Here is a 24,290-nt window from a genome sequence, read left to right as displayed (position 1 = left end):
ACCTCTTACGCAGTAGGCTGAATGAAGATACCATCGAACTTCACCTCCTTGAGCTTTTCATTTGGCTCAAAGCCTTCGATCTCAAAATTCTGTACTGCTTCTCGCATAAATTCAGTTTCATAAGAATTACTTGACAATAGCTCTGTTGTTTCTCTAGTATTAAACACTCTAGTTACTGGACTTTTCCAATTCGTGGTAACCTCTGTCCAGTGGTCAATGTTTTTATTTAGAGTAATTTGCGCCGGGACTGGATCAAAAGCTTGATATGGATTGATCTTTTCTCCTTTGGTCTGTAAAAGCTGCTCCAGTACCGGTTCAAGTTTATAAGGCAAAAGATATCTTTCCCCACCTTTTTCAATATCTGCAACTTCTACATCTATTGGCAGAACTAGCTCTCTATTTACTATTGCTGCAGACTGTGAAATTCCTTGATCACGCATATCATCATCAAAGAACGAATCAACAAATACTCCTTTTTTGGTAGTAGGTTCTCTTGAATTTGCATCATTGCGTAGACGTTCATAGGCAACCAGAGCATAAAGATCATTTATTCCTTTTTTCATTGCTTCAAGCTCATTCATCGGTACAGCATGAATAGCATTATTCACTATTTTTACCCCTTCTTTTTCTCCGTTTTTCCACGTCTGATGAATGTAGCAGAGCAAAAGTTGTCCAGAGGGCGCTTTAGGCATTGATGGTCGCCAAGGGTGAGCTATACCTTTTATTCTCCTTACTACTCCTTTGCTATCGATAGTAATTAAATCATAGCGGGGCATTTTCCAGGTGTAATCAACCAGAACCAAGCTGTTATCAACGGCACCTCTTACTTTACATCCCTCTTCACTTATATCTTCAGGGCTTACATGAGTACGACAGCGGTAAGTTATTTGATAACTACTTCCAGGAGCTGGCTCTTTACCAGGTAATGACCAATCAACGTTTCCTGCGTTTAATTTGTAATCTATACTATTTTCATAAATAACATTGCCTTGTTTAATTTGAATAATTTCAAGTACTGCAGAGTCAGGTATCGGATCAATGGCTCCTGAATATGAACCGTGAGTAATGGTAATAGTTTTTTGAACAGTTATATCTACTTTTTTGATTTCACTTATTGGAAAATCATTAACCTTCAGTTCCATTACTCTTTGGCTATTTGGCTGAAAAGTATGTGGTTCTGATTCAACTGATTTTATATCCGGATCTTCATCAAAAGAAACACGAATACTGTGAGGAAGTTCAATCTCATAGCCATCAACATGAGCTTTGCCCTCATTAATCACAAATATTTTTTTTCCTCCTTCTCCCTCTTCCTTTTGCAGGAACATTACTTCAAGACCATTTACGACGTAGGAACCATTTGCTTCTTTGTCATAACGAGCAAGAGCTGTGGTTACTATATTTGCTTGTGGAGGTGGTGAATGTTCTATCAATACTCCATTTTCAATATGGTAAATTGGGTAAAATTCTCCTTCAGAAAAACGTGGAGAAAGACCTTCTGCTTGATAACCCCAAATGGTGGAAACTTTAAGCCTTGCAGCTCCTACTTCCTGATAGTTTCTTGTACCAACTGCAGGATCACGAAGATTTTCATCCTCAAGTTCTGTAATCGTAGATTCTACGTAATAAACACCGATACGAACTATAGTATTAAGAGGAACAACAAACTCTTCTTTTTCGACTTTTCTAACTGCTCCACGAAGATAGATTTTTCCTGATTCAAGTGTAACTTTACCAGTTTCTCTATCTATAATACAATTACTTCCTGTTACAACATCACCATCACGAAATATTGCATCTCCTATGCCTTTAAGCTTAGAAAGAGCATACTCCTGAGTCTCATTTAATTCTGCAGACTGTAGACCTCTTCCAGCAAGAAATAAGCTTTTTTCGTATTCTTTGTCAGGATTAAAGCGGTTATAATAGCTACTCAGTGTCATAGTTAAAAAGTCACTACAAATGAAAAAGTTTCCCTGGTTGCTGCAGTTCTGATAAGTGGTACGGTATGTTCTAAAACTAACAAAATTCCAGTATTTTCCACGTCTTTTGGCTCGAAATATCTCTGTCCTTCAGGTAATCCTTCTTTTATTTTAGTACCAACCATAACTCCTAATTCCCGTATAACTTGATTTGCTGCGTTCGTGAAATCGAAAGTAAATTTAAGGTATAAATTATTGGTTGGTACATTTGAGGACCTAAACCTCCCTGTTGGAGTCAAAAGCTCTCCATTCTCATCACCTGTGCAAAAGAGAACTTCATCTGCAGTACGTCTGCCAAGCTCATTGAGCAGTTTTTGAGATGTAATGGACTCTGGTGGTGTGTCTTGAATGTATTCTATAGTTACTGTACTATTCTCTACAATAGAGCTGTTTTTCGTACGTTTTATTATACCACTACTGCTCTCAACTATATAGTCAATACTGGATTGATACACTGTTTGTCCTATAAAAACCCTTACATCTTTAATAGTGTGGTGATCTAGAGCTATTTCACCCTCAATAAAAACTTTTTCGACCTGATGGCTACTTTCCCAGCTCGTATCACCTGTTCCCCAAGCAAGGTGGATAGACTGCTCTTTTATACTTGCTGCTATTGCTGCTCTTCCTGATTGTGTAAGAATTGACACCTGTGATGAGTTTGAAAGGCTTATATAATATATATTCAGGATTTGGAAAATTTTTGTCCAAAAAAAATGAATTTTTGCCTAATTTTTTGTTACAGTATTATTTAAATTTGGATGTGTATTATTCTCGAAAAAAAACAATAGAATATCAATAGTTTAAAAATTGCATCTATATTATTTATTTTTGCTCCTGTCCTACAAAGTGCACCTATAAGTTCTCATCCTTAAAGCATTAATTGTTTTAGGGAAAAGTTATGAAACTAAAAACAGGTGTTGATCCTATAGTTGTTCAAAATATACGCTATCAAGCTAGGAGATTAAAACTTTTTGAATGCTTTACTCATGAAACTCATGAAGATCTTGAGCAAGAACTCTTCTGTGAAATTTGGACTTATCTTGATAGATATGACGAAAGTAAAGGTAGCTTTAACACTTTTGTAGCAAGATTAACTGAACGTCGTGCCAATAACTTATTGGAGAAACAACTATGCATAAAACGCAATATTAATAACTACATCAATATTGAGAAAACAGAAGCTTTTGAAGATGAAGTAGCGAAACGTACTGATGTAGATTACATGATTTCAACACTACCAAGAAAGATGCAAAAGATATGCGAGCAACTCAAGTACTTTAACTTATATGAAGTTGCTAAGATGAATAACATATCAAGAACTACTTTAAATACTATGGTAAGAAAAATACGTATAAAACTCTCTTCCATCTACTACAAGGGCAAAAAGAAAAATTGAACATAAATTCTACCTTTCCTGAATATATAACATATACCATTGAGGTGAATAAATGACTTTTAAAATTTTAAACAATAATGAAAGATTGAAAACAACTACAGGCATAAAAGTAGTAATTTTTGGTCCTTACGGTATTGGTAAAACCAGCCTCTTAAAGACTATAAGTGAACCAACACTATGTCTTGACTTTGAAGCAGGTCTGCTTGCTGTTCAAGATTGGCAGGGAGATTCAATTAGTGTTCGTACTTGGAATCAAGCTCGGGATATTGCCTGCCTAATTGGTGGTCCGAACCCTGCACTAAAATCTGATCAGGCGTATAGTCAGAAACACTATGAGCATGTCTGTAGCAAGCACAAAGATCTTCTTTCTGAAGTGTCTAAATACCGATGCATCTTTGTGGATAGTATAACCGTTGCTTCACGTTTATGTCTATTATGGGCAAGGATGCAACCTGAAGCTTTTTCTGATAGATCAGGAAAAGAAGATAAAAGAGCTGCTTATGGGTTGCTTGCTCAAGAGATGATGGCTTGGCTCAATCAGTTTCAACATATCAGAGATAAAGACATCATCATAGTTGGCACACTAGGTCAATATCTCGATGACTGTAATCGTTCAACATGGCTACCTCAATGTGAAGGGGCTAAAACTGCTAGTGAGATTCCAGGGATAGTTGATGAGGTAATCAGCATGGTTGGAATCAAGAAAGATGATGGCACAGAAAAACGTTCATTTGTCTGTCAGACTATTAATACTTGGGGATACCCTGCTAAAGATCGCAGTGGCTGCCTGAATATGGTTGAAGAACCGCATCTGGGTAATTTACTTGCGAAAATTAAAGCTAAGGCTTTTGCTACTGCTGCTTAAATTTCTACTCAAAGTTAACTTTTAGAGGTTATATATGTTACAAGACTTTTTCACCATTACTCAAAAAATTCCCTTTTTCAGTGTAAAAGAATACTTGGATGATCAATCGCCAATACCAGAAGATATAATCGCACCAAGGATTCTAACTAAAAGAGGTCTATTAGTACTGGGTGGCCCACCTAAGATTGGCAAAAGCGACTTTTTGATCTCTTGGCTTGTTTACATGGCTGCTGGAGTTTCATTTTTGGGTATGACTCCAAGCAAACCTATGAAAATTTTCTATCTGCAAACTGAAATTGAATATGAATATATGAAAGAACGTTTGCAACAACTTCAACTGGATAACGAACTTTTGAATATAGCTGCCAATAACTTAATCATTACACCAAGAGTACAATTATCTTTCAGCAGTGAAGAAATAGATGAAATTAAAAATGTTATTAAAGAGCGTTTTAAACCTGATATTATTGCAATCGATCCTCTTCGCAACATCTTCAACTCAAGTGAATATGGCAATGAAAATGACAATAGCGCTATGCTATTCTTTTTGCAAAAAACGCTTGAAAGACTGAGAAATGTTATCAATCCAGATTCGGGCATAATACTCACTCACCACACAAAAAAATTATCGAAAAAGATGCTGGAAGAAGATCCATTTCAAGGCCTAAGCGGTGCTGGATCTTTACGTGGATTTTATAGCACTGGCATGGTGATGTTTGCTCATGATGAGGAAAGCACTGTCCGTCAAATAGTATTTGAGCTTCGTAATGGTGAACGTGTAGCAAGTAAGCTTGTTGATAAGATAGATGGTCGTTGGAAGCTTGCAGACCAATGGAGTTGATTCCTTTTTTTCACTTAATTTATAGGAGACAATATGTTATCAGATTTTTTAACTGATTTTAATACTGCAAAATTACAAAGTAATTTAATACCAAAAGGTACAATAGTCAAGGTAAAAATGGCAATTAAACCAGGAGGTTATGAAAATTGGTTCACTAAAAGCTACACTACTGGCAGCATCTATTTAAACGTTGAATTTACTGTCACTGAAGGTCCATATGCAAAACGCAAGATTTTTCAAGTAATTGGTATTAAAAGTGGCAAAGCAAGCGTTGAAGGAGAAGATACTTGGGGAGAATCTGGACGTTCTATGCTTAGAAGTATTTTAGAGTCAGCACGAAATATTCATGCACATGACACTTCAGAGAAAGCAGTTATTGCTAGAAAAATCAACTCTATAGCTGATTTTAACGGGTTAGAGTTTACTGCAAAAGTTGGTATTGAAGCTGATCGATATGGAGAAAAAAACAAGATTGCTACGGTTATTATCCCAGAGCAACCTGAAGTTGATTGGGTGCCATTTTGAAGTACGACGAAGAGAAGCTCTGGATTGCTGTAATTGAGAGAGCTATCAAAGATGCAGCAGGAAAAAATCCAGAGCTAAAGAAAGAAGCAATTAGATGGTTTGATTCAGAGTCTTTTGAAACTGTTTGTGAGTTAGCTAATCTCAGCTCTAAGCGTATGAAAAGTATGTATGGGGGTTTTATGCATAGAAAGGAAATAAAAGGATTATTGATTGATAATATTAAGGAGTGTGTACCTTACCTAATTCCAAACGGTAATTTTTATCGAGAGAGGACTTATGTTGGCAACTGTGACGGGGATATGATTACAGTTAAAATAGTGGGTAAAGAAGCTGGAAATTGGCGTAATTTTACCAAAGGGACTAGTGGTGACATTATTGATCTTTGGACTTTAGTTAAAGGTGATATAAATTCCGCTAAGAAGTGGTTAAATACTAAAGAAAACACAACAGAACATAAAGTTACATCGTTTTCAGCAAGGCATTACTTAAATGATAAATCACCAATGCCAAAAGATATAATAGGTCCAAGAATTTTAACTCCAGGCGGTCTTTTGGTGATAGGTGGAACTCCAAAAATAGGAAAAAGTAATTTTCTTCTTTCTTTATTAGCACATATGGCATCAGGAGTGCCGTTTCTCAACATGAAGTCTCCAAGACCATTAAAAATATTTTGTCTGCAAAACGAGATGGAATATGGTGATATGAAAGAACGCTTACTTCAGCTTAAAATTGATCAAAATCTTTGGAAAGAAAATTTATTTATTACCAATAAAATGCCATTAACTTTAAATTCTGAAGAGGTAAGAGCAATAATAACAGAGAAACTTGATGCAAAAACGGTAGATCTTATTGTTATTGATTCTTTTCTCGATTATAGGGAGATAATCTCTTTTGTAAGAAGTGACATGGAGAAATTACGTTCAATAACTAATCCTATGGCCGGGATAGTGCTCACACATTGTACCAAAAAAGTGTCTTCGACTGTATTGGAGAAAAATCCATTTCAAGCTTTAAGCGGCTCAAACATTTTGAGAAGTGTTTATACATCTGGCATCGTTATATTTAAACCAAACGAACGTACAAATACTCTGAAAGTGGTGTATGAACTTAGAAATAGCAAGCCTATGACAAAATACATTCGCAAAGTTAATGGATGTTGGAAGACTTCTAAAGTTATAGCTACCGCTTAGTTTTAAATTGAAAATATATTCAGAGGATTTTATGGATATCTATTGCAATTTTAATACTGCAGCTTCACGAAAAAATGCATCGTTAGTAGAAAAAGAACAGCTTAAAGCTCAGCTTCTGTTAAATATCAGATCATGCCTTTCTTATCTATTGCCAAGAGGGATTTTTCGTGGTGATAAGTTTTATGTAGGCAATGTACAAGGTGATAAAGGAAAGAGTCTAGTAGTAGAATTAAGTGGCAGTGAAGCTGGCCTATGGCATGATTTTGCAACAGGAGAAGGTGGTGACATTATCGACCTTTGGGCGGGAGTAAATAGAAAAAGTACAAGAATAGAGTTTCCTGAAGTAATGGCTTCTATAGCTGAGTGGCTTGGTCATTTCAAGAATTCAAGTAGTCCAACTGCATATTGGGATTATTACGATGAAAAAGGCCAAGCTCTTGTTAGAGTATATCGTTATGATGATGATAGTGGAAAGAGATATCTTCCTTTTGATATCAAAAAATCCACCTTTAGTGTACCAGAGATAAGGCCACTATATAATATTCCAGGTATTTTGAAATCCGATAAAGTTATTCTTGTTGAGGGAGAAAAGTGTGCAGAAGCGCTGATAGAGAAAGGAATAACTGCAACAACAGCAATGTCAGGAGCAAATGCACCTATTGAGAAGACAGATTGGACTCCACTTAAAGGTAAACACATTATTATATGGCCAGATAATGATGAAGCAGGCAAACGATATGCTGAAAATGCTGCAAAAAAGCTGTTAGATCTTGGAGTTGCATCACTTGTTAAGCTTAAGATACCACAAGATAGGCCGAAAGGTTGGGATGCTGCTGATTGTGTAAAGGAGGGTATAAGCATTGAAGAATTTTTAGCTTCAACTCCTTTACTTACTATTGATACCCCATCTACTGACATTCCAAATACTTCAAATATGAAAAGTTTAGAAAGATCTACAAAACAGCCGCTTAACATTTTAGACTGGAGTGTGAGTCGTTATTTAGGTTCAGTACCAATACAAAGGTTTCTTGTTGAAGGTTTATTTCCTTTAGGTGTTACCTCAATAGTAGCTGCTATGGGAGATACAGGTAAAGGTATGCTACTCCTTGACTTGGCACTTAAGGTTGCAAGTGATGCAGATCAGATATGTGGTTTTGGTTCCCTTGTTACAGAGCATGGATCAGTAGTGATTTTTTCAGCAGAAGATGATGCAGGTGAGATACACCGTCGTCTTGATCGTCTTGATCCTAGTAGCAAGAGAGCAGAATATCAAAATCGATTATTTATTATACCTATTCCAAATACGGGAGAGCCCTTTTCTATAGTGAAAAGCAACATGCGTGGTAAATGTCCTGAAACTTCAGATAAATTTGAAGACATCTGTAGACAATTAGATAAAGTAAAAGATCTAAAACTAATAGTATTTGATCCACTAGTATCATTTGTCCATGCTAATATAAACTCAGATCCAGAAATGGGATATTACGCAATGGGGTTACTTGCAAACTTAGCAAATGAAACAGGAGCAGCTGTAATTGTAGCACATCATATGAGAAAACCCAAGTGCAGTGAACCGATTACGACTGTGGAACAGGCAAGAGATGCGATAAGAGGTACAACTGCACTTGTTGATGGAGTTAGGTGTTCTTTTGCATTATGGCCTGCTTCAAAAGAGCATCAGAATACTGTGTTTAATACATTAAAGGTTAGTAAAGTTAATAATGCAGTATACCAAGGAGCTATAGTTAAGTCTAATGGAGCAACAGATAGGAATATAAGAACTTACTTACGCTCCTCAACTGGCTTGCTTGAGGATATATCTGAGGAATTTAAGCTTGGAAAATTATCTGATGAATACTTAAAAAAGATACTGATGCAAGCTATTGCAGTGTCAGCAGAAGAAGGTCATCCGTTTACTCATACAGGTGGACCAGGAGTGTTTCAACAACGGCATAGATTACCAGCTGCATTTCATGGTGTTAGTAGGCATAGACTTGAACGTTTAGCACAGGAACTATTAAACGAAAGAAAAATAGTAAAAGGTATGGCTACAAACTCAAAAGAGGATAAATGGCTTGATATCAAAACTGGTTCTTTTGCCAGAGGAGAAGGTAAGTTTAAGCTAGGTGCAGGAAGGTTTGAAATAGGTAACTTCTAAGAGCCTGTACGTGATCTATGAATATGGTAAGATGAGGTATAGTTGATATGAGGTAAACTATGAGAAATACATATCCAAGTGATATAAGTTGTGAAAAATTCGAAAAGATTAGACCAATCTTAGAAAGTGTGCGAAAGAAAACAAAGCCAAGAAGACTAGATTTATATGAGTTATTTTGCGGTGTGCTTTATGTGCTAAAAAGTGGCTGTCAGTGGCGAATGCTGCCAAAAGAGTTCCCAAAATGGCGCAATTGTTACGATTACTTCAAGAGATGGAGTAAAAAACCGAATGAAGATAGAGAAAGTGTTCTAGAAGTTGTCTTAAAAAAAATTAGTTGGAGAGGTTCGTTACAACAGTGGTCGGAATACCAAAACAAGCTTCTGCATCATTGATGCCCAAAGTGTAAAAAATACCGATACTGCTGAGGAAAAAGGTTATGATGCCGGTAAGAAAATTTCAGGAATAAAGCGTCATATTGCAGTAGATACACAAGGTTTGCCACACGCAATTTATATTACTACAGCTAATATCGGAGATCGTAATGCTGCTGTAGAGATGATTTGTAAAGCAAGAAAAAATCTTTCCGAAGTTCACAATATACTATAGTATTTCCCAAAGCAAATGATAAAGGTATAATAAAGTATTTGAGTTATAATGGCATATAGTGTGGATTTAAGGGAAAAGGCAGTATTGATGATAGAAAAAGGGAAGACAAAGGTTGAGATAGCAGAGCTAATGGAGATAGGAATAGCAACTCTGTACCGCTGGTTAAAAAAGAAAGCTGCTGGTGAAAGCCTAAAGCCATCTAAAAACGGTAGCTTTATTCGAAAAATAGACCCAAAAATTCTCGAAGAATATGTTACAAAGAATCCAGATCATACTCTGGCAGAGATGAAACAAAATCTTGGATTTGGAATAAATTCAATTTGGTATAGACTAAAATAGCTAAAAATTACTTTAAAAAAAAGTCACACTATATCAAGAGCGCAATCAAGACGATAGGCAGCAATTTATTGATAAAATCTCAAAAATAGACCATTCCAGCATCTTATATATAGATGAAGCAGGAGTTGATAATAAGTTATACCGAGAATATGGACGTGCTCCAAGAGGAAAGAAAATTTATGCAGATATTCCAGGGAGAACTCGAGAGAGAATCAGTATAGTAGCCGGGTGGATTGGAATGAGATTTATTGCACCAATGACTTTCAAAGGTGGGTGTGACAAAGAGGTATTCAATACATGGTTGGAGAAGATGTTATTACCTAAATTGCCACTTGGCACAACCATAGTTATGGATAATGCTACATTTCATAAGACCACTAAAACAAAATCATTAATAGAGTCTTTTGGCTGTCATGTGCTGTATCTTCCAACATATTCACCAGATTTGAATCCTCACTTTTACCCACAATTTTGAGAGGTCATGATGTGAAGCATAACTATGCTCTCCTTAAGATTTTCATAGCCCCGCCATAGAGTCATAGCCCCTGGTAAATTATCACTTTTTCTATTCATAAATCCACCTAATTTTCCTAACCAAATAATAGCTTGTTTTATGTTTGGAGGTTCTTCTGGCAATGTAGCTACTTTATGCTCACGTATGAAAAGGGCCTTCCACTCTTCATTGCTTAAAATTTTAGTACAGGTTTCCATGGGATTTGATAAAGCGACTTTTGTTAAATATAAAATTTTAAATGCAATAATGCTCTTTATAGCAATTAATTTCTGTAGCCTTTCCTTTGTAGTTAAACGAGAGCTTTCTATTTTACATCCTGATTTTAAAACCCTGAAATACTCCTCAATTTTCCATCTTAGCTTATACCAATTTATCCTTTCTATAGCATCTAAAGTGCTATTAACTGGTACATTAGTCAGCAAAGTCCAATCAATAGCTTCCAATCCTTAAGCTTTTCATTGCTAAATAATCTGTATGCACCCTTAGCTTCTTTCCATCCACTACAGCTTTGATTAATTGATCCAGACGCCTTACCCTCTATACAATAGCCTGTTTTAATAAGTCTCTTATTAAGTCTTATATCTCCTAAATTAACGTGTTTTAACTCTCTTTCCAGCCATTTATCCCCTAAGCCATCAGTATATTGCACATTTGTACTTACTTCACTCATTTTAATCCCAAATTTATTTGGTATCCATTTTACTCACTTTTTTATTTGTGGGTAAAAGTGAGATTTGAATCCCATAGAACACTGTTGGCATACCATCAAAAGCCGCCTCAGACCTCTAATGTATAAATGTACAGACTTACAACTTTTGGTTGGTAATACCATAATGGAAATTTATCATTCATTTTAGAAAATACTATAGTTGATGCAGGTTATACAGGAGAAAATTTTGCAACTCAAATAAAAACGACTATTGGTGCAACTGTTGAAGTAATAAAACGAAGTGAATTACATTCTTTTGTTGTGCTGCCAAAGAGATGGGTTGTTGAACGCTCTTTCGCTTGGTTAGAAAAATGTAGACGGTTGTGGAAAAATTGCGAGCGTAAACTTAACACTAGCCTACAAATGGTCGTTCTGGCTTTTACTGCTTTGCTCCTCAAAAGATTATGAACAGGCTCTAAAAAATACTTAAAGCTTACTTATGAAAGTTTTGTGGGTTCATTTTGTCTCTCTGAAAGTAAGGTTTTAAGAACAAAAAATGAATTCCACACGACCAAATTTCCATGATTTCCGGAAAATTTATCAAGATTTGGAAATTAGAGTATATTCACACTTAAACTATTGAAATTCGTTGATTTTTAGCCATCTAATATAAGAAATATTACGTTTCCATTTCCAAAAAATTTAGCTAATTTGGTAATACTCAAACCCGCTACAGTGGCTGATTTCCACTTTCCGAGAATCTTATATATTATATATATATAAATAATAATAAATGATATAATAATAAACTAATATAAAATACAATAACTATAGTAATGGTTCATAGTAACTTTTGAGCAAAAAGAAAGAAGTTTGGAAAAGTAGTCACTAATAGAAATACAACACAGAGACAAAAATACGAAAAACCTACTATTGCATTTTGAACAACTTGAAAAAAAAGATGAAGGACCTAAAAGTGAAAGACAAAACAATTTATAATAGCGTTTTAAAAAGACTCTATGACCCAAGGGTACAATTATACCACCTTGACCTAAAGAACGCTTATAAAAGCCCTTAAAAGCCGATTAACACCATATCCTAACTTAGAAGTAAAGACCCTATGTTAATTTTATCACGTTTTACTTTAGTTGTAAAGAAATTTTTTTAATGTATGAGACAGATTTGTATATTCGATATTTTACGTAACTTATGGCGCTTAATTGGTTATTTAGTATCTCTAAAACTTAACGAGTTGCTTTTATAACCAAAGTAAAAGGGTTAATACGGTAACCATAATCTCTACGCGATGATCCAGGCCAACCAACTGTTTGAATCACATCATTACGTTCGATGTTTAGTCCTAATTTTTTAGCTAAGGTGGTTTTTATTGTTCTTTGGATTGTGTTTAGTGGTTTTCTGATGTGATGTTCTGGATCTGCTTCTGGATCAAGATTTAGGCGCTTTTCTATTTCAGTTATGCTAAGCAACATGTGTTTTTCAGGAGGTAATTCTTTTTTACAATCATTCAAAAATTGTTCAAATAATATGCGAAAAACCTTCATACATGCTACAGCTTTCTTATTTAGAATCTCTATATTGTTTACGTAAAGTGAGCCCTCTATCAATTGCAACTTTAGTAATTCTTTCTCTTTAGAAGGTTCAATTAGATTAAGTGCAGTATGTAAGATTTGCATTGAAGTATTTGGTATGAACTCTAGTACTCCTCTTTGTGCTGCTTCTTGTAATACTTCAATTAAAGTCTTATGCTGAAAGAAAAGGTCAACCATTTTTACTATGGGCAAATCAAGAGGTATGTTTGATGGATTTTTTCTCAGTATTATTAATACAGTTGGATTAGCTTTAAGCTTATCTATCGTTAAGAATGTTGGATTGGTGCAAAAATCAAGTATGATTAAACTTACAATCTTACCTTGTCCACCAACATGATAAACTCCACTTTCCACTTTTTGCCACATAAAATTTGTATCACTTAGCTGACCTTCAAACCAATTCATAAATTTCTCTGGGTTAAAATATACAGATAAGCGGTGAAATCTTTGCTTCTTGTAGGTATTAGGTAAAATATCACGGTTGCAATTTTCACAAATTATATTATCGCATGCTTCGTTAAAGTCCTCATCAATGAAAATCTCATTGTTACAGTATGGATCAACTATATTTGGCCAATCTAATTTATCTTGTCTACGAGAGCAGATAATGTAAGACCTCTCTTGCATCTTAATTAATTCAAGATCTGACAAATACCTTGCTGCTTTGATGTAATTTTGATTTGGGTTAACCCAAGAGCTGCCAGAATTAAGAAGATCAGAGATTTGCTCTTGGCAAGATTGTAAGACCATAAAATTGTTTTATGTATGCTTTAAAATCCTCTCTTTCCCTTTTATTCAGAGGATGTTCAGAGTAGTAAATTGCTATATACTCATCACTTCGCTTGAAAAATAAGCCTATCTTTTTGCCTTGAAATATTACTTTAATCGACTCTATAAGTGGCACTATGTTTCCTACAAATGGCTTTAAAACATGCAATTCCGGTGCAATAGGATCATATGGAGCAACAGTCAAAGTGATATTAGTATAGCTGTAATTGAAACGATTTGACTGAAACTTTAACTCAAAAACACGAATATTTGAATCAGATTCATTAATACAAGTTTCTATAAATTTATGCACCTGTTCCGCGAAATTTTTATCCTGCACATCTACAAAAATACATTCGCAGCCAAAGTAACAACTTGCAATGCTATTTGCTATTTCTATAGCTTGATCAATATTTCTAGCACCAAGATCTACCTGAGTGCCATTTAGTAGAAAATCCAAAATCATCCACTCTGCCTTATGGCCATGAATGACTTTGTTTGAATTTAACAACAAATCTATATCGCTAGCTTTGCGTATTAACACATATAAACGATTCTGATGATAGAAGAAACCTTGTAGTTGATTCTCGAAACTGTCATTTCTCTTAATGTTATCTTCTTTCAGTATTTGTTGTATGATTTCCTCTGAGATAAAGTCCTTAAATGGAGTACTTGGTCGTCTTGGTATTTTTTGTAAGGCAAAAGACATGAAACTCTTTCTTTGTATTTTTTCAAAGTGATAGACAGACTTTAAAAGATTGTAATCTGCATGAAACAGTAGAAACAGCAAAGACTTCTTATCATATTTATTATTATTTTTTACAAGGTAGGATTTCATGAGTTCTGTAGTTAATGCAGATCTTGCAATTTCACTGACAGTAACTTCTAGTTTTGCACGGTCAAAACAGGTAATCAAGTAGTAAGTAACGAGAGAATCGGAATAATTAGCAATCACTTTACGTTTGTATTGTACAGATGTATTATCGTAACTTTCATCATCAAAGAGTTGAGCGTTTAATTTATCTTTAAAGGAGTTTTGAAAAATAATATTTAATTGCTTACCAGAAAGTGAATCTATCCAAGACTGACGTATTTTTGTATTGTGAAAACGATCAAGCAAATGGTTAACAGGGACTTCTAAATCATCTTCCCAAAATTTACGATTTGGATAAATGTTCATAAGAAACTAACCACACCATAATAACATAATAGACTATTTAAATAGTTAAGATAGAAATCTGAAAGTCTTGACCAATAATTATGCAAGGGCTGTTTACTGATTTTTAACCAAGTTTTTTCTAAAAAGTTTGCTTAAGAAGAAGATTTTTTGGACAAAAATTTTTCAAATCCTGAATATATATTATATAGCACTCTAGCAAAACAAATTCTGAATATAAATGTCAACCCTAACACTGGACCTTGGCAAACAAACAGGCTGGGCAATTCTAACCAATGGAGTAATTGAAAGTGGAAGCAAAAGTTTTCATGGTAGCCGTTTTAGCGGAGGTGGCATGTGCTTCTTGAATTTTCGTAATTGGCTCAATTCTTTGAAAGACATTTCTGCAGTGTATTTTGAGGAAGTGAGAAGACATCTAGGAACTGATGCAGCGCATTGCTATGGCGGTTTTCTCGCAGTTCTGTCTGCTTGGTGTGAAGAGAACAATATTCCCTACCAAGGTGTTAATGTTAAAACTATAAAACGCTTTATAGCAGGCAAAGGCAATGCAAGTAAAAGTGAAGTTATTGAAGCGATACGTGAAAAAGTTTTTTCACCTCGAGATGATAATGAAGCGGATGCTTTAGCATTAATGTTCTACGCTATGAATTTCAGTAAAGATTTTAATGTATTAAAAATACCATAAAAAGTGGGTCCTTTCAGCCATACTGGCGGGTTTGGTGGGTTCGACCCCAGGCCTTCTTTAGCGTCAGACATATTTTAAATATTAACTTTTTAACTATCAAGATATGAATTTAGCAATCCACTACTATCCTACTCGAAATCTGGTCGAATATGAGCGTAATCCACGTAAAAATGATGACGTAGTAAATAGAATGTGTGCTTCTATTCGGGAGTTTGGTTTTCGTATACCAATAGTTGCAAAAAGCGATGGAACTGTGGTTGATGGTCATTTAAGACTTAAAGCAGCAAGAAAACTTGGTATGGAGAGTATTCCAGTGGTCTTAAGTGATAATTTAAATGAACCACAAACCAAAGCTTTTCGGTTACTGGCAAATCAATCAGCTAATTGGGCAAAGTGGGATGATGATCTTTTGAAGGTGGAAATTCAAGAGTTAGAAGATTTACAATTTGATCTTAAAATGACTGGATTTGAGCTAGAAAAAGTTCAACATTTCCTTGATGACTTAGATGGTGAAAAAGAAGATTTTTCTGACTTGGTTGGTGATGAAAAAAGGGTAGAAATAACAAAACCAGGTGATCTTTGGATTTTAGGTGATCATCGAATCTATTGTGGTGATAGCTCTGTAGTTGAATCATATAAAGCGCTTTTAGATGGTAAAATGGCAGATATTACCGTATGTGATCCTCCATATAACGTTGATTATGGTAGTAGCCAAGAGAGAGAAGATAAAAAAATATTAAACGATAATCAAGGTGAAAAGTATGAGCTTTTTCTCTATGACATCTGTTCCCATATTTTAGCATATACGAAAGGTGCAATTTACATCTGCATATCATCATCAGAGTTTTCAACTTTACAAAAAGCATTTGAAGAAGCAGGTGGTCGTTGGTCAACATTTATCATTTGGTCAAAGAATCATTTTACGCTAGGCAGGTCTGATTATCAAAGACAATACGAAGCAATGCTCTATGGATGGAAAAGCGGTAATAAACGTGAGTGGCATGGAGGAAGAAATCAAAGTGATCTGTGGTTTTATGATAAGCCAACGCACAATACACTACACCCAACGATGAAGCCAGTAGAGCTAATGGAGAGAGCAATAGTTAATAGCAGTAGACCTGGGGATATAGTACTTGATCCATTTAGCGGCTCTGGCAGCACGATGATTGCATGTGAGAGAACAGGAAGAATTTGCAGGACAATAGAGCTAGATTCAAAATTTGTAGATGTAACCATAAAACGTTGGCAAATATATACCGGAAGAGATGCCATTTTAGCCAGTACTGGTAAAACTTTTGCAGAAATTCAAGAAGAAAATTCGTAAAAAATAGGCAAAAAAGAGAGAAGAAAAAAAAAGTGAAAAAAATAACACAAACAGAATGGGCAAGAGAGATAGGAGTTTCAAAGCAATATGTCTGTTATTTAGTAAAAAAAGGAATAGTTAAGTTGGAGGATGGTTTGATCGACCGAGAACAAGCAAATGAAGCAGTAGCGGCAATAAGAGATCCAAGTCAGCCACTGAGGAGGAAAAATCCAGAAAACGAAAATACAAATAACCTTTCTACAATGTTGCTAAAAACGCGAATAAAAAATGAGATGGAACGTGGTAAACTGCTTGAGGCGAAAGCTAAGGCTGAGATAGGAGAACTTGTAGCAGTAGAAGAAGTAAAAAGTGAGGCATTTAACGTAGCAAGAGTTGTCCGTAATAATTTGCTTAATATTCCAAATAGAGTTTCAGCACTGCTTGCATCACTGAGTGACACTGAAAAGATTCATATGGCGCTCACTGAAGAGATTACAAACTCATTACAAGAATTATCTAATATTAAGTTTTAAATAATGTCTGCTAACTTAAGTTTAGAATTAATAAAGTGTCTCATTAATCAGCCAGGAGTGGATGTAAATGTTAGAGGATTAAATGGAAAGACACCACTACATTGTGCTATAGAATTTGATGAATTAAGCATGGTAGATCTGCTACTCACAAAAAAGAATATCAATCCTTTTGTTGAGGACAATGAAGGCAAAACCTCCTTAGATTACGCCAAAGAAGGTAAAAAAGCAGAAATATTACAAGCGCTAATTAATAACAAATACGGATCAGAACAAGATAACTTACTTCATTTAGCTGCAATGATAGGTGAAGTTAATGCAGTTAGATATTTGATAGGAAAAGGTGTTGACGTTAATGTACGAAATGCTCTGCATCATACTCCATTACATCTAGCAGCAGGAATAGGACATGCAGAAGTTGTAAAGATTTTGATAAGAGAAGGAAACGCTGAAATAGATGTCTTTGATGTACGAAATCAGACACCGATGCACTATGCAGTTAACAACAAAAAATTGGAGATAGTAAAGTTATTACTGGAGCTAGGAGCAGATGTAAATAGCGCACGTGTAGGACAAAACTCGATGAAATTATCACCAGTGCATATAGCTGTAAGTAACACTAATTACGATGAAAGAGATTTATGTCTCGATATTCTCAAATGCTTAATAAAGGAGCCTAATGCTCAAGTCAATTTGCAGGACTACGAAAATAAAACACCACTACATTATGCTGAAAGACTGAAAACAATAGAAGTTTTACTAACGCGAGAAGATATAGACCCTCTGGTAAAAGACGATAGCGGCAAGACACCATTTGATTACGCTAAACCTGAGATAAAGAAGGCTTTGATGAGTAATAAATACGGTTCTGAAAAGAATAGTCTACTACATTTAGCTGCACAAAGAGGAGAAATTGAGATTGTAGAATCTATTTTAAAGGAAGAAATCGATATTGATATTGTAAATAATAAAGGTCTATCACCGATTTACCTTGCTGCAGAAAAAGGACATTTACATGTAGTAAAATTACTACTGAAAAAAGGAGCAAATTATACACCTGTTTTGCACTTAGCAATCAAATCAAATAATTTGGAGTTACTTAAAGTTTTATTTACTGAAAAAAATGGTGCATTGCTCTGCAGAGATACCGTTATCAATTTTCCAACCCTTCATAATAAATATATAGCACAGAGAGAAATAGCAGATAAAAGGATGAAAAAACATAATAATATTATCTGCATCTGTATTACAGTTAGCGCAGTAGTAATGGCAGCATATATAGGTTTAACAGTAACAACAATAAGCAGTGCAATCATTTTTGCAACAACAACAGGGATATTTGCGCTTATTATAGCACTAATGATAAGTGAGATGAGCAAAAGATATATAGAAAACGAATTTCAGAAAAAGATGTTTATGGAATTGGAGGAGTGTGGAGGAATAAACTCTACTGTTAACAATATTGAGATAGAACCAATTATGAGTAGATGCAGACAATGATATACGCTAGAGCTTTTTCTGAAGGTTTAAGACCAGATCCAGAGCTTAAAGTATCAGAGTGGGCAAATGAGTATCGAGTTTTAGCAGCAACTGCAGCATCAGAGCCAGGTAAATGGAGAACAGAAAGAACTCCTTATTTAAAAGAAATCATGGATTCACTTTCTCCATCTTCACCTGCAGAAAAAGTAGTATTCATGAAAGGAGCGCAGATTGGAGGAACAGAAGCAGGTAACAATTGGATTGGCTATATTATCGATCAAACACCAGGTCCAATGTTAGTTGTGCAGCCAACAGTTGAAATGGGAAAACGTTGGTCGAAGGGAAGATTTGCACCGTTAATAGAGAGTACACCATGTTTAAAAAGTAAAGTAAAAGACCCAAGGTCAAGAGATTCAGGGAATACTGTACAAAGTAAGGAGTTTCCAGGTGGAATAGTAGTAATAACTGGAGCGAATAGTAGTGTAGGACTGAGATCTATGCCAGTAAAATATCTCTTTCTTGATGAAATAGATGCCTACCCAGGAGATTCAGGAGGAGAAGGAGATCCAGTACTGCTCAGTATTGCTCGAACTAATACATTTGCAAGGCGAAAGATTTTTTTAGTATCGACACCAACGATTCATGGAATAAGCAGAATTGAGAAAGAATTTGAAGCAACAGATAAGAGATATTTTTTTGTTCCCTGTCCGTATTGTAATTACTATCAAATTCTAAAATGGTCACAAATAAAATGGGAAGATAAAAATCCAAGTACAGCACACTATATATGTATAGAATGTGGTGAAAAGATAGAAAATCATCAAAAGACAGAGATGCTTGAACGTGGAGAATGGAGAGCTACAAATCAAGTACACAATAGCAAAGTAATAGGATTTCACCTTTCAAGTCTTTATAGCCCAGTTGGGTGGTATAGTTGGCAACAAGCAGTAGAGGATTTTCTGCATGCAAAGGAAAGTGAACAATTACTGAAAGTTTGGATAAATACTACGCTTGGAGAAACTTGGGTAGATAAAGGAGAAGTACCTGATTGGAAGCAATTATTTAACAGGAGAGAATTTTTTCAGATTGGCACAGTACCAAGGAGAGAAGTGGTACTTACTGCAGGAGTGGATGTCCAAAAAGATCGTCTAGAGGTGGAAGTTGTAGCATGGGGAAAAAGTCGTGAAAGTTGGTCAATAGACTACCGAGTATTTGAAGGAGATACAGGAGGTGGAGAAGTATGGGGAAAGCTTTCGGAGCTCCTCAATCATCATTTTATCGGTGAAAATGGGCTTGAATATATGATAAGTATGATGGCAGTAGATGCTGGATATGCAACGCAAGAAGTATACAACTGGGTAAGAGGTCATCAAGGATCTGGAAGAGTAATGGCAGTTAAAGGTGTAAATAAAGCCCTAGTGCCACTTAGCAGCCCAAGTAGAGTTGATATAACAGTTGGTGGTCAAAAGCTAAAAAGAGGAATAAAGCTCTGGCCAGTAGGAGTATCGATATTAAAGTCAGAGCTTTTTCAGCTACTTAATATTTTGAAAGAAGAAGAGAAAGTGCCAGCAGGATATTGTCATTTTCCTGAGTATGCACCCGAATATTTTAAGCAGTTAACGGCAGAGCAATTAGTCAGTAAGGTAGTAAAAGGATACACCAAACAGGAGTGGCAAAAGGTAAGAGAAAGAAATGAAGTGCTAGACTGCCGAATTTACGCAAGAGCAGCATCTATTGCGCTTGGAATCGATCGTTGGCCAGAGAGTAAATGGAATAGTTTAAGTGAAAAGCCAGAAAGCAAAAAACCTAAAAAAGTGAGACAAAGCAAATGGTTGAATGAGAAGTAAGATGTACAGCGAAGAGTATTTAATTCAAGTCGAAGAAGCGATAAAGAAACTACAAAACGGAGAGCGAGTAGTATCAATTGCATATGGTGACCATGTGGTGAGATATGCTGAAGTTCAGATAAATGACTTGCTGAATTTACGGCAACGTATTAAGGCTGAACTGAAAGTTGCAGGTATGAAGCCTAAACGAAAGATTATTTTTGCAACAAATAAAGGAGTTATATGAGGGAAAATTTTCTGAGAAAAGTTGTAAAAGAGGAATATTCTGAATTTTTAGAGCAATTAAAAACTTTCATAAAACTATGGGACAATAGAGAGAGTTCAGTAAATGGAATAATAGATTTGTCACATTGGCAAGAAAATGTGGATTTTGAGTTAGCTAAAGAGAGTGGTATAGTTGGAGTAATTCATAAGGCAACGCAAGGAACAGAGTACATAGATTCAAAATACAAAGAAAGAAGAAAAGAAGCTGAAGACTTGGGTCTATTATGGGGTTCATATCATTTCGGTGTAGGGGAAGATGGAAAGGATCAGGCAAATCACTTTTTGAATACAGTGGGTAAAGCTAAAAATACAATTGTTGCTCTTGATATTGAAGAGAACGAAAGTGGAAAAAATATAGAACCAAGACAAGCAGAAGATTTTATTAAAAAAGTTCAAGAAGAAACAGGGCGTTCACCTTTAGTGTATGGAGGTGCTAAATTTTTGAAAGATTTTGCCACACCAATTTTGACTAAATGTCCATTATGGATAGCAAGATATGGAGATCAACCTGTTTTACCGCAAGGCTGGAATAAGTGGATTTTATGGCAATACACCGACGGTAAAAATGGTCCAGAGCCACATGAAGTAAGTGGAATCGGAAAATGTGACAGAAATAAATTTAACGGCACATTAAAAGAATTAAGAGAATTTTGGTTAGTATGATGCTGAAAAATTTCAAACAACTATTTAGCAAGCCAAAAATCAAAAGTTCAGCATGGGATGCAGCAGGGTCAGGAAGAAGATTTTTTCACTTTCAACCAGAGTTAGGAAGTATAAACAATTTGCTGTCTCAAAGCCTTGAAACTTTACGTAGTAGATCACGTGATATGGTGAGAAAAAATCCATATGCAGCAAATATTATTGATACAATAGTAAGTAACTCTATTGGAACAGGAATAAAGCCGCAATCAAAAGCAAAGAATGCAGAATTTAGAAAGAAAGTGCAAGAATTATGGCTAAAATGGACAGATGAAGCAGATAGTAACGGAGTAAGTGATTTTTATGGTCTGCAGGCTCTAGTATGCAGAAGTATGATAGAGGGAGGAGAATGTTTTGTACGTTTAAGAACGAGAAAGCTGGAAGATAGATTTTCTGTACCATTACAACTGCAAGTACTTGAGTCTGAACATTTAGATAATAAAACAAATCAAACTTTAGGAAATGGTAATGTAATAAGAAACGGGATTGAGTTTAACAGGCTTGGGCAAAGAGAAGCATACTACCTATTTAAAGAACACCCTGGTGAAAATACCTTTGGAGAGTCAGTAAGAGTGCCAGCAAACGATGTTTTACATATCTATAGACCACTAAGACCTGGGCAAATTAGGGGAGAGCCATGGCTTTCTAATATACTGCTAAAGCTTTATGAACTTGATCAATACGATGATGCAGAATTGGTAAGAAAAAAGACTGCTGCGATGTTTGCAGGGTTTATTACAAGACTCGATCCTGAAGCAAATATTTTAGGTGAGGAGCAAGCAAATGAGCAAGGAGTAGCACTATCTGGCCTAGAACCTGGAACAATGCAGCTTTTAGACCCAGGAGAAGATATAAAATTTTCAGAGCCATCAGATGTTGGAGGAAGTTATGAAGCGTTTATGAGACAGCAACTCAGAGCAATAGCGATTGGTACAGGGATAACATATGAGCAGCTAACAGGAGATTTAACCGGTGTTAATTATTCATCCATTCGAGCAGGGCTGATAGAGTTTCGCAGAAGGTGTGCAATGTTACAGCATAACGTGATAGTGTTCCAGTTTTGTAGACCTATTTGGAATAGATGGCTAGAATTAGCAGTGCTTTGTGGAGAACTAAGTATAGATGAAAAAGTAGCAAAAGCAGCGAAAGAAGAAGTGAAATGGATACCACAGGGATTTGATTGGGTGGATCCTTTAAAAGATCAACAAGCACAGCAAATGGCAGTAAGGAATGGCTTCAAAAGTCGATCGGAAGTAGTATCAGAAATGGGTTACGATGTAGAAGAAATAGATCAAGAAATAGCAGAAGATCAGAGTCGTGCAAATAGTCTCAACTTAATGTTTGACTCTGATTGTAAAGGATTATGATGCTCTTAGGAAAGCCATTAATGCTTGAACCAAGGAGTTTTGAGCTACTATCGCTATACAAAGGAAAACAGCCAATTTTCAAAAATCACTCTATCAAAAGTAACGTAGAAAGAACTGCAATTATACCAATTCATGGAATCTTGACGAAAAAACCAGGTGCGTTTGATGAAATGCTTGGGATGACATCATATGAGCAAATAGAAGAACAAATTGCACAAGCATTAGCAGATAGTAGTATAGAGACTATTTTACTGGACATAGATAGCCCAGGAGGAGAGGTAAATGGAGTATTTGACTTAGCTGATTTTATCTATAGTGCAAGAGGAAAAAAGAGGATAATAGCGATAGCAAATGATGATGCATATTCTGCAGCGTACGCTATAGCTTCTAGCACTGAGAAGGTATTTGTGAGTAGAACTTCAGGAGTAGGAAGTGTTGGAGTAATAGCAAGTCACATAGATCAAAGTAGGTTTGATGAAAAGCAAGGTATTAAGTATACCACAATCTTTGCTGGTAGTCGAAAGAATGATTTAAATCCACATGAGCCAATGACGTCTGAAAGTCTGGGAAGCTTACAAAAAGAAGTAGACCGACTATATGAAATGTTTTTGCAGCTAATAGCAAGGAACAGAGGTCTTTCAATTGAAAAGATTCGATCAACAGAGGCAGGGCTATATTTTGGGGAGAAAGCAGTAGAAATAGGCCTTGCAGACGGAATGACAATTCTTTCATCTATTAATAAAAATAGGAGTATTACTATGAATGAACAAACTACAAATGACCTAGAAACTGATAATTTAACCAAGTATCGTACTGAAGTTCTTGAATTAATACGTTTATGTAATTTATCGAAGATGCCAGAAAAGATAGGAGAATTTATTGAGCAAAGTGTAAGTGTTGAGCAAGCAAGGGAGGTTTTAATGGAATTACTTGCAGAGCGAACGAAAAAGACAGAGATACTGAGTGCAATACCACAGAATTCAGGAGAAGAGTTGATGATGCAGGTAGCGAAAAGTCGTGCGCAATCAAACATTTAAAGTATGTGTATAACCGCCGTGTATAACAACCACAAATATGGCGGTAAAAAAATAAAAAAAGGAGAGAAAAAGACATGATAAGTATAACTGAAGGAAATAATTTAGGAGATCTTCTGAAATATGAAGTGTCCAACTTATATTCAAGAGATCAGATAACAGTAGCCAAGGGACAAAATCTAAAGCTGGGAACAGTAGTTGGTTATGATACTAAAGATGGTTTTATTAAAGCTTTAAATCCAACTGCCACAGATGGTACACAAACGGCGATAGGAGTGATAGCAAGCGATGTAAACGCAAAGGAAAATAGTAAAGGAGTAATTATTGCTCGTGGTGCCATGCTAGCTGATCATGCAGTTGTGTGGCCAGCAAATATTACTGAAGAACAGAAAGCTACAGCAATAAAGCAACTTGAAGGACGAGGAATCATTATCCGTAAAGCGGCCTAAAGCTATATTAAACAAT

Annotated in this window: 24 protein-coding genes and 2 pseudogenes; 20 read left to right on the top strand and 6 right to left on the bottom strand. The window is 35.6% G+C overall.

Annotation, left to right across the window (positions count from 1 at the left end; all coding sequences use genetic code 11):
• Positions 1-5: 5 nt before the first annotated feature.
• Together OPR42_RS00360 and OPR42_RS00355 are read right to left on the bottom strand one after the other, a co-directional pair.
• Positions 6-1,940, bottom strand: coding sequence for a DUF4815 domain-containing protein (locus OPR42_RS00360; protein ID WP_265041452.1), 1,935 nt, complete (start codon positions 1,938-1,940; stop codon positions 6-8).
• A gap of 2 nt (positions 1,941-1,942) precedes the next feature.
• Entirely contained in the window at positions 1,943-2,626 is a 684-nt protein-coding gene (locus OPR42_RS00355; protein WP_265041450.1) for a hypothetical protein, read from the bottom strand.
• A gap of 251 nt (positions 2,627-2,877) precedes the next feature.
• Here OPR42_RS00355 and OPR42_RS00350 point away from each other — a divergent pair, with 251 nt between their 5' ends.
• The 9 genes and pseudogenes from OPR42_RS00350 to OPR42_RS00310 all read left to right on the top strand — a co-directional run bounded on the left by OPR42_RS00350 (position 2,878) and on the right by OPR42_RS00310 (position 10,374).
• Positions 2,878-3,375 carry a sigma-70 family RNA polymerase sigma factor gene (locus OPR42_RS00350; RefSeq protein WP_265041449.1) on the top strand — a complete coding sequence of 166 codons (498 nt, stop codon included), beginning with the start codon at positions 2,878-2,880 and terminating at the stop codon, positions 3,373-3,375.
• Positions 3,376-3,427: 52 nt separating this feature from the next.
• Positions 3,428-4,240: an ATP-binding protein gene (locus OPR42_RS00345; protein WP_264687468.1), complete on the top strand. Its 813-nt coding sequence runs from the start codon at positions 3,428-3,430 to the stop codon at positions 4,238-4,240.
• 34 nt (positions 4,241-4,274) lie between these two features.
• Complete coding sequence (locus OPR42_RS00340) at positions 4,275-5,081, top strand: AAA family ATPase (protein WP_264687469.1); 807 nt, start codon at positions 4,275-4,277, stop codon at positions 5,079-5,081.
• A 33-nt stretch (positions 5,082-5,114) separates the two neighbouring features.
• Entirely contained in the window at positions 5,115-5,606 is a 492-nt protein-coding gene (locus OPR42_RS00335) for a hypothetical protein (protein ID WP_264687470.1), read from the top strand.
• The gene (locus OPR42_RS00330; RefSeq protein ID WP_265041446.1) at positions 5,603-6,796 is read left to right on the top strand and encodes a helicase RepA family protein; all 1,194 of its coding nucleotides are present in this window, start codon (positions 5,603-5,605) and stop codon (positions 6,794-6,796) included. The genes OPR42_RS00335 and OPR42_RS00330 overlap by 4 nt, the downstream gene beginning before the upstream one ends.
• A gap of 31 nt (positions 6,797-6,827) precedes the next feature.
• Entirely contained in the window at positions 6,828-8,954 is a 2,127-nt protein-coding gene (locus OPR42_RS00325; RefSeq protein WP_265041444.1) for an AAA family ATPase, read from the top strand.
• A gap of 59 nt (positions 8,955-9,013) precedes the next feature.
• Positions 9,014-9,557, top strand: a pseudogene (locus OPR42_RS00320) (IS5 family transposase); the annotation flags it as partial.
• 63 nt (positions 9,558-9,620) lie between these two features.
• Positions 9,621-9,899 (top strand): transposase, encoded by a 279-nt coding sequence (locus OPR42_RS00315; RefSeq protein WP_265041442.1) that lies wholly within the window; start codon positions 9,621-9,623, stop codon positions 9,897-9,899.
• A 67-nt stretch (positions 9,900-9,966) separates the two neighbouring features.
• A complete protein-coding gene (locus tag OPR42_RS00310) occupies positions 9,967-10,374 on the top strand; it encodes a transposase (RefSeq protein WP_320157552.1) in 408 nt (135 codons plus the stop codon).
• Here OPR42_RS00310 and OPR42_RS00305 read toward each other — a convergent pair.
• Positions 10,359-10,856: an IS4 family transposase gene (locus tag OPR42_RS00305; protein WP_265041440.1), complete on the bottom strand. Its 498-nt coding sequence runs from the start codon at positions 10,854-10,856 to the stop codon at positions 10,359-10,361. The genes OPR42_RS00310 and OPR42_RS00305 overlap by 16 nt on opposite strands.
• Positions 10,829-11,083, bottom strand: coding sequence for an IS4/Tn5 family transposase DNA-binding protein (locus OPR42_RS00300; protein ID WP_265041439.1), 255 nt, complete (start codon positions 11,081-11,083; stop codon positions 10,829-10,831). Before OPR42_RS00300 ends, OPR42_RS00305 begins: the two co-directional genes overlap by 28 nt.
• A 183-nt stretch (positions 11,084-11,266) precedes the next feature.
• On the opposite strand from OPR42_RS00300, the pseudogene OPR42_RS00295 reads away from it, so the two are divergent.
• Positions 11,267-11,530: pseudogene (locus tag OPR42_RS00295) on the top strand (transposase); the annotation flags it as partial.
• A gap of 776 nt (positions 11,531-12,306) precedes the next feature.
• On the opposite strand, the gene OPR42_RS00290 reads toward OPR42_RS00295, so the two are convergent.
• On the bottom strand, positions 12,307-13,422 hold the full coding sequence (locus OPR42_RS00290; protein ID WP_265041438.1) for a hypothetical protein: 1,116 nt from the start codon (positions 13,420-13,422) through the stop codon (positions 12,307-12,309).
• The gene (locus tag OPR42_RS00285; RefSeq protein WP_264376971.1) at positions 13,388-14,620 is read right to left on the bottom strand and encodes a hypothetical protein; all 1,233 of its coding nucleotides are present in this window, start codon (positions 14,618-14,620) and stop codon (positions 13,388-13,390) included. The genes OPR42_RS00290 and OPR42_RS00285 overlap by 35 nt, the downstream gene beginning before the upstream one ends.
• 217 nt (positions 14,621-14,837) lie before the next feature.
• Between OPR42_RS00285 and OPR42_RS00280 the strand changes: the two genes are divergently transcribed.
• The 10 genes from OPR42_RS00280 to OPR42_RS00235 all read left to right on the top strand — a co-directional run bounded on the left by OPR42_RS00280 (position 14,838) and on the right by OPR42_RS00235 (position 24,274).
• On the top strand, positions 14,838-15,302 hold the full coding sequence (locus OPR42_RS00280; RefSeq protein WP_265041437.1) for a crossover junction endodeoxyribonuclease RuvC: 465 nt from the start codon (positions 14,838-14,840) through the stop codon (positions 15,300-15,302).
• 103 nt (positions 15,303-15,405) lie between these two features.
• Positions 15,406-16,626 carry a DNA modification methylase gene (locus tag OPR42_RS00275; protein WP_265041436.1) on the top strand — a complete coding sequence of 407 codons (1,221 nt, stop codon included), beginning with the start codon at positions 15,406-15,408 and terminating at the stop codon, positions 16,624-16,626.
• Between the two features lie 32 nt (positions 16,627-16,658).
• The gene (locus tag OPR42_RS00270; RefSeq protein WP_265041435.1) at positions 16,659-17,138 is read left to right on the top strand and encodes a hypothetical protein; all 480 of its coding nucleotides are present in this window, start codon (positions 16,659-16,661) and stop codon (positions 17,136-17,138) included.
• 3 nt (positions 17,139-17,141) lie between these two features.
• Positions 17,142-18,635, top strand: coding sequence for an ankyrin repeat domain-containing protein (locus OPR42_RS00265; RefSeq protein ID WP_265041434.1), 1,494 nt, complete (start codon positions 17,142-17,144; stop codon positions 18,633-18,635).
• The gene (locus tag OPR42_RS00260) at positions 18,632-20,461 is read left to right on the top strand and encodes a phage terminase large subunit family protein (protein WP_265022345.1); all 1,830 of its coding nucleotides are present in this window, start codon (positions 18,632-18,634) and stop codon (positions 20,459-20,461) included. Before OPR42_RS00265 ends, OPR42_RS00260 begins: the two co-directional genes overlap by 4 nt.
• Position 20,462: 1 nt before the next feature.
• Positions 20,463-20,687, top strand: a complete 225-nt coding sequence (locus tag OPR42_RS00255; protein WP_143688727.1) for a gpW family head-tail joining protein — start codon at positions 20,463-20,465, stop codon at positions 20,685-20,687.
• The gene (locus OPR42_RS00250) at positions 20,684-21,388 is read left to right on the top strand and encodes a glycoside hydrolase family 25 protein (RefSeq protein ID WP_236514948.1); all 705 of its coding nucleotides are present in this window, start codon (positions 20,684-20,686) and stop codon (positions 21,386-21,388) included. Before OPR42_RS00255 ends, OPR42_RS00250 begins: the two co-directional genes overlap by 4 nt.
• The gene (locus OPR42_RS00245) at positions 21,385-22,791 is read left to right on the top strand and encodes a phage portal protein (protein ID WP_236514950.1); all 1,407 of its coding nucleotides are present in this window, start codon (positions 21,385-21,387) and stop codon (positions 22,789-22,791) included. Before OPR42_RS00250 ends, OPR42_RS00245 begins: the two co-directional genes overlap by 4 nt.
• A complete protein-coding gene (locus tag OPR42_RS00240) occupies positions 22,791-23,828 on the top strand; it encodes a S49 family peptidase (protein ID WP_214303452.1) in 1,038 nt (345 codons plus the stop codon). The genes OPR42_RS00245 and OPR42_RS00240 overlap by 1 nt, the downstream gene beginning before the upstream one ends.
• Positions 23,829-23,902: 74 nt before the next feature.
• A complete protein-coding gene (locus OPR42_RS00235) occupies positions 23,903-24,274 on the top strand; it encodes a head decoration protein (RefSeq protein WP_038536951.1) in 372 nt (123 codons plus the stop codon).
• Positions 24,275-24,290 lie beyond the last annotated feature (16 nt).

It is taken from the genome of Wolbachia endosymbiont (group B) of Melanostoma mellinum (genome assembly GCF_947251465.1).
GTDB lineage: Bacteria > Pseudomonadota > Alphaproteobacteria > Rickettsiales > Anaplasmataceae > Wolbachia.
The sequence above is the reverse complement of the archived record's forward strand: the minus strand, read 5'-3'. Positions and strand labels throughout refer to the sequence as shown.

Excerpts from the sequence above, each read along its gene's own strand:
- OPR42_RS00340 (WP_264687469.1), top strand. The coding sequence starts at position 4,275 with ATGTTACAAGACTTTTTCACCATTACTCAAAAAATTCCCTTTTTCAGT.
- OPR42_RS00280 (WP_265041437.1), top strand. The coding sequence starts at position 14,838 with ATGTCAACCCTAACACTGGACCTTGGCAAACAAACAGGCTGGGCAATT.
- OPR42_RS00345 (WP_264687468.1), top strand. The coding sequence starts at position 3,428 with ATGACTTTTAAAATTTTAAACAATAATGAAAGATTGAAAACAACTACA.
- OPR42_RS00300 (WP_265041439.1), bottom strand. The coding sequence starts at position 11,083 with ATGAGTGAAGTAAGTACAAATGTGCAATATACTGATGGCTTAGGGGAT.
- OPR42_RS00350 (WP_265041449.1), top strand. The coding sequence starts at position 2,878 with ATGAAACTAAAAACAGGTGTTGATCCTATAGTTGTTCAAAATATACGC.
- OPR42_RS00275 (WP_265041436.1), top strand. The coding sequence starts at position 15,406 with ATGAATTTAGCAATCCACTACTATCCTACTCGAAATCTGGTCGAATAT.
- OPR42_RS00255 (WP_143688727.1), top strand. The coding sequence starts at position 20,463 with ATGTACAGCGAAGAGTATTTAATTCAAGTCGAAGAAGCGATAAAGAAA.
- OPR42_RS00285 (WP_264376971.1), bottom strand. The coding sequence starts at position 14,620 with ATGAACATTTATCCAAATCGTAAATTTTGGGAAGATGATTTAGAAGTC.
- OPR42_RS00265 (WP_265041434.1), top strand. The coding sequence starts at position 17,142 with ATGTCTGCTAACTTAAGTTTAGAATTAATAAAGTGTCTCATTAATCAG.
- OPR42_RS00325 (WP_265041444.1), top strand. The coding sequence starts at position 6,828 with ATGGATATCTATTGCAATTTTAATACTGCAGCTTCACGAAAAAATGCA.
- OPR42_RS00335 (WP_264687470.1), top strand. The coding sequence starts at position 5,115 with ATGTTATCAGATTTTTTAACTGATTTTAATACTGCAAAATTACAAAGT.
- OPR42_RS00290 (WP_265041438.1), bottom strand. The coding sequence starts at position 13,422 with ATGGTCTTACAATCTTGCCAAGAGCAAATCTCTGATCTTCTTAATTCT.
- OPR42_RS00360 (WP_265041452.1), bottom strand. The coding sequence starts at position 1,940 with ATGACACTGAGTAGCTATTATAACCGCTTTAATCCTGACAAAGAATAC.
- OPR42_RS00240 (WP_214303452.1), top strand. The coding sequence starts at position 22,791 with ATGCTCTTAGGAAAGCCATTAATGCTTGAACCAAGGAGTTTTGAGCTA.
- OPR42_RS00260 (WP_265022345.1), top strand. The coding sequence starts at position 18,632 with ATGATATACGCTAGAGCTTTTTCTGAAGGTTTAAGACCAGATCCAGAG.
- OPR42_RS00245 (WP_236514950.1), top strand. The coding sequence starts at position 21,385 with ATGATGCTGAAAAATTTCAAACAACTATTTAGCAAGCCAAAAATCAAA.
- OPR42_RS00235 (WP_038536951.1), top strand. The coding sequence starts at position 23,903 with ATGATAAGTATAACTGAAGGAAATAATTTAGGAGATCTTCTGAAATAT.
- OPR42_RS00250 (WP_236514948.1), top strand. The coding sequence starts at position 20,684 with ATGAGGGAAAATTTTCTGAGAAAAGTTGTAAAAGAGGAATATTCTGAA.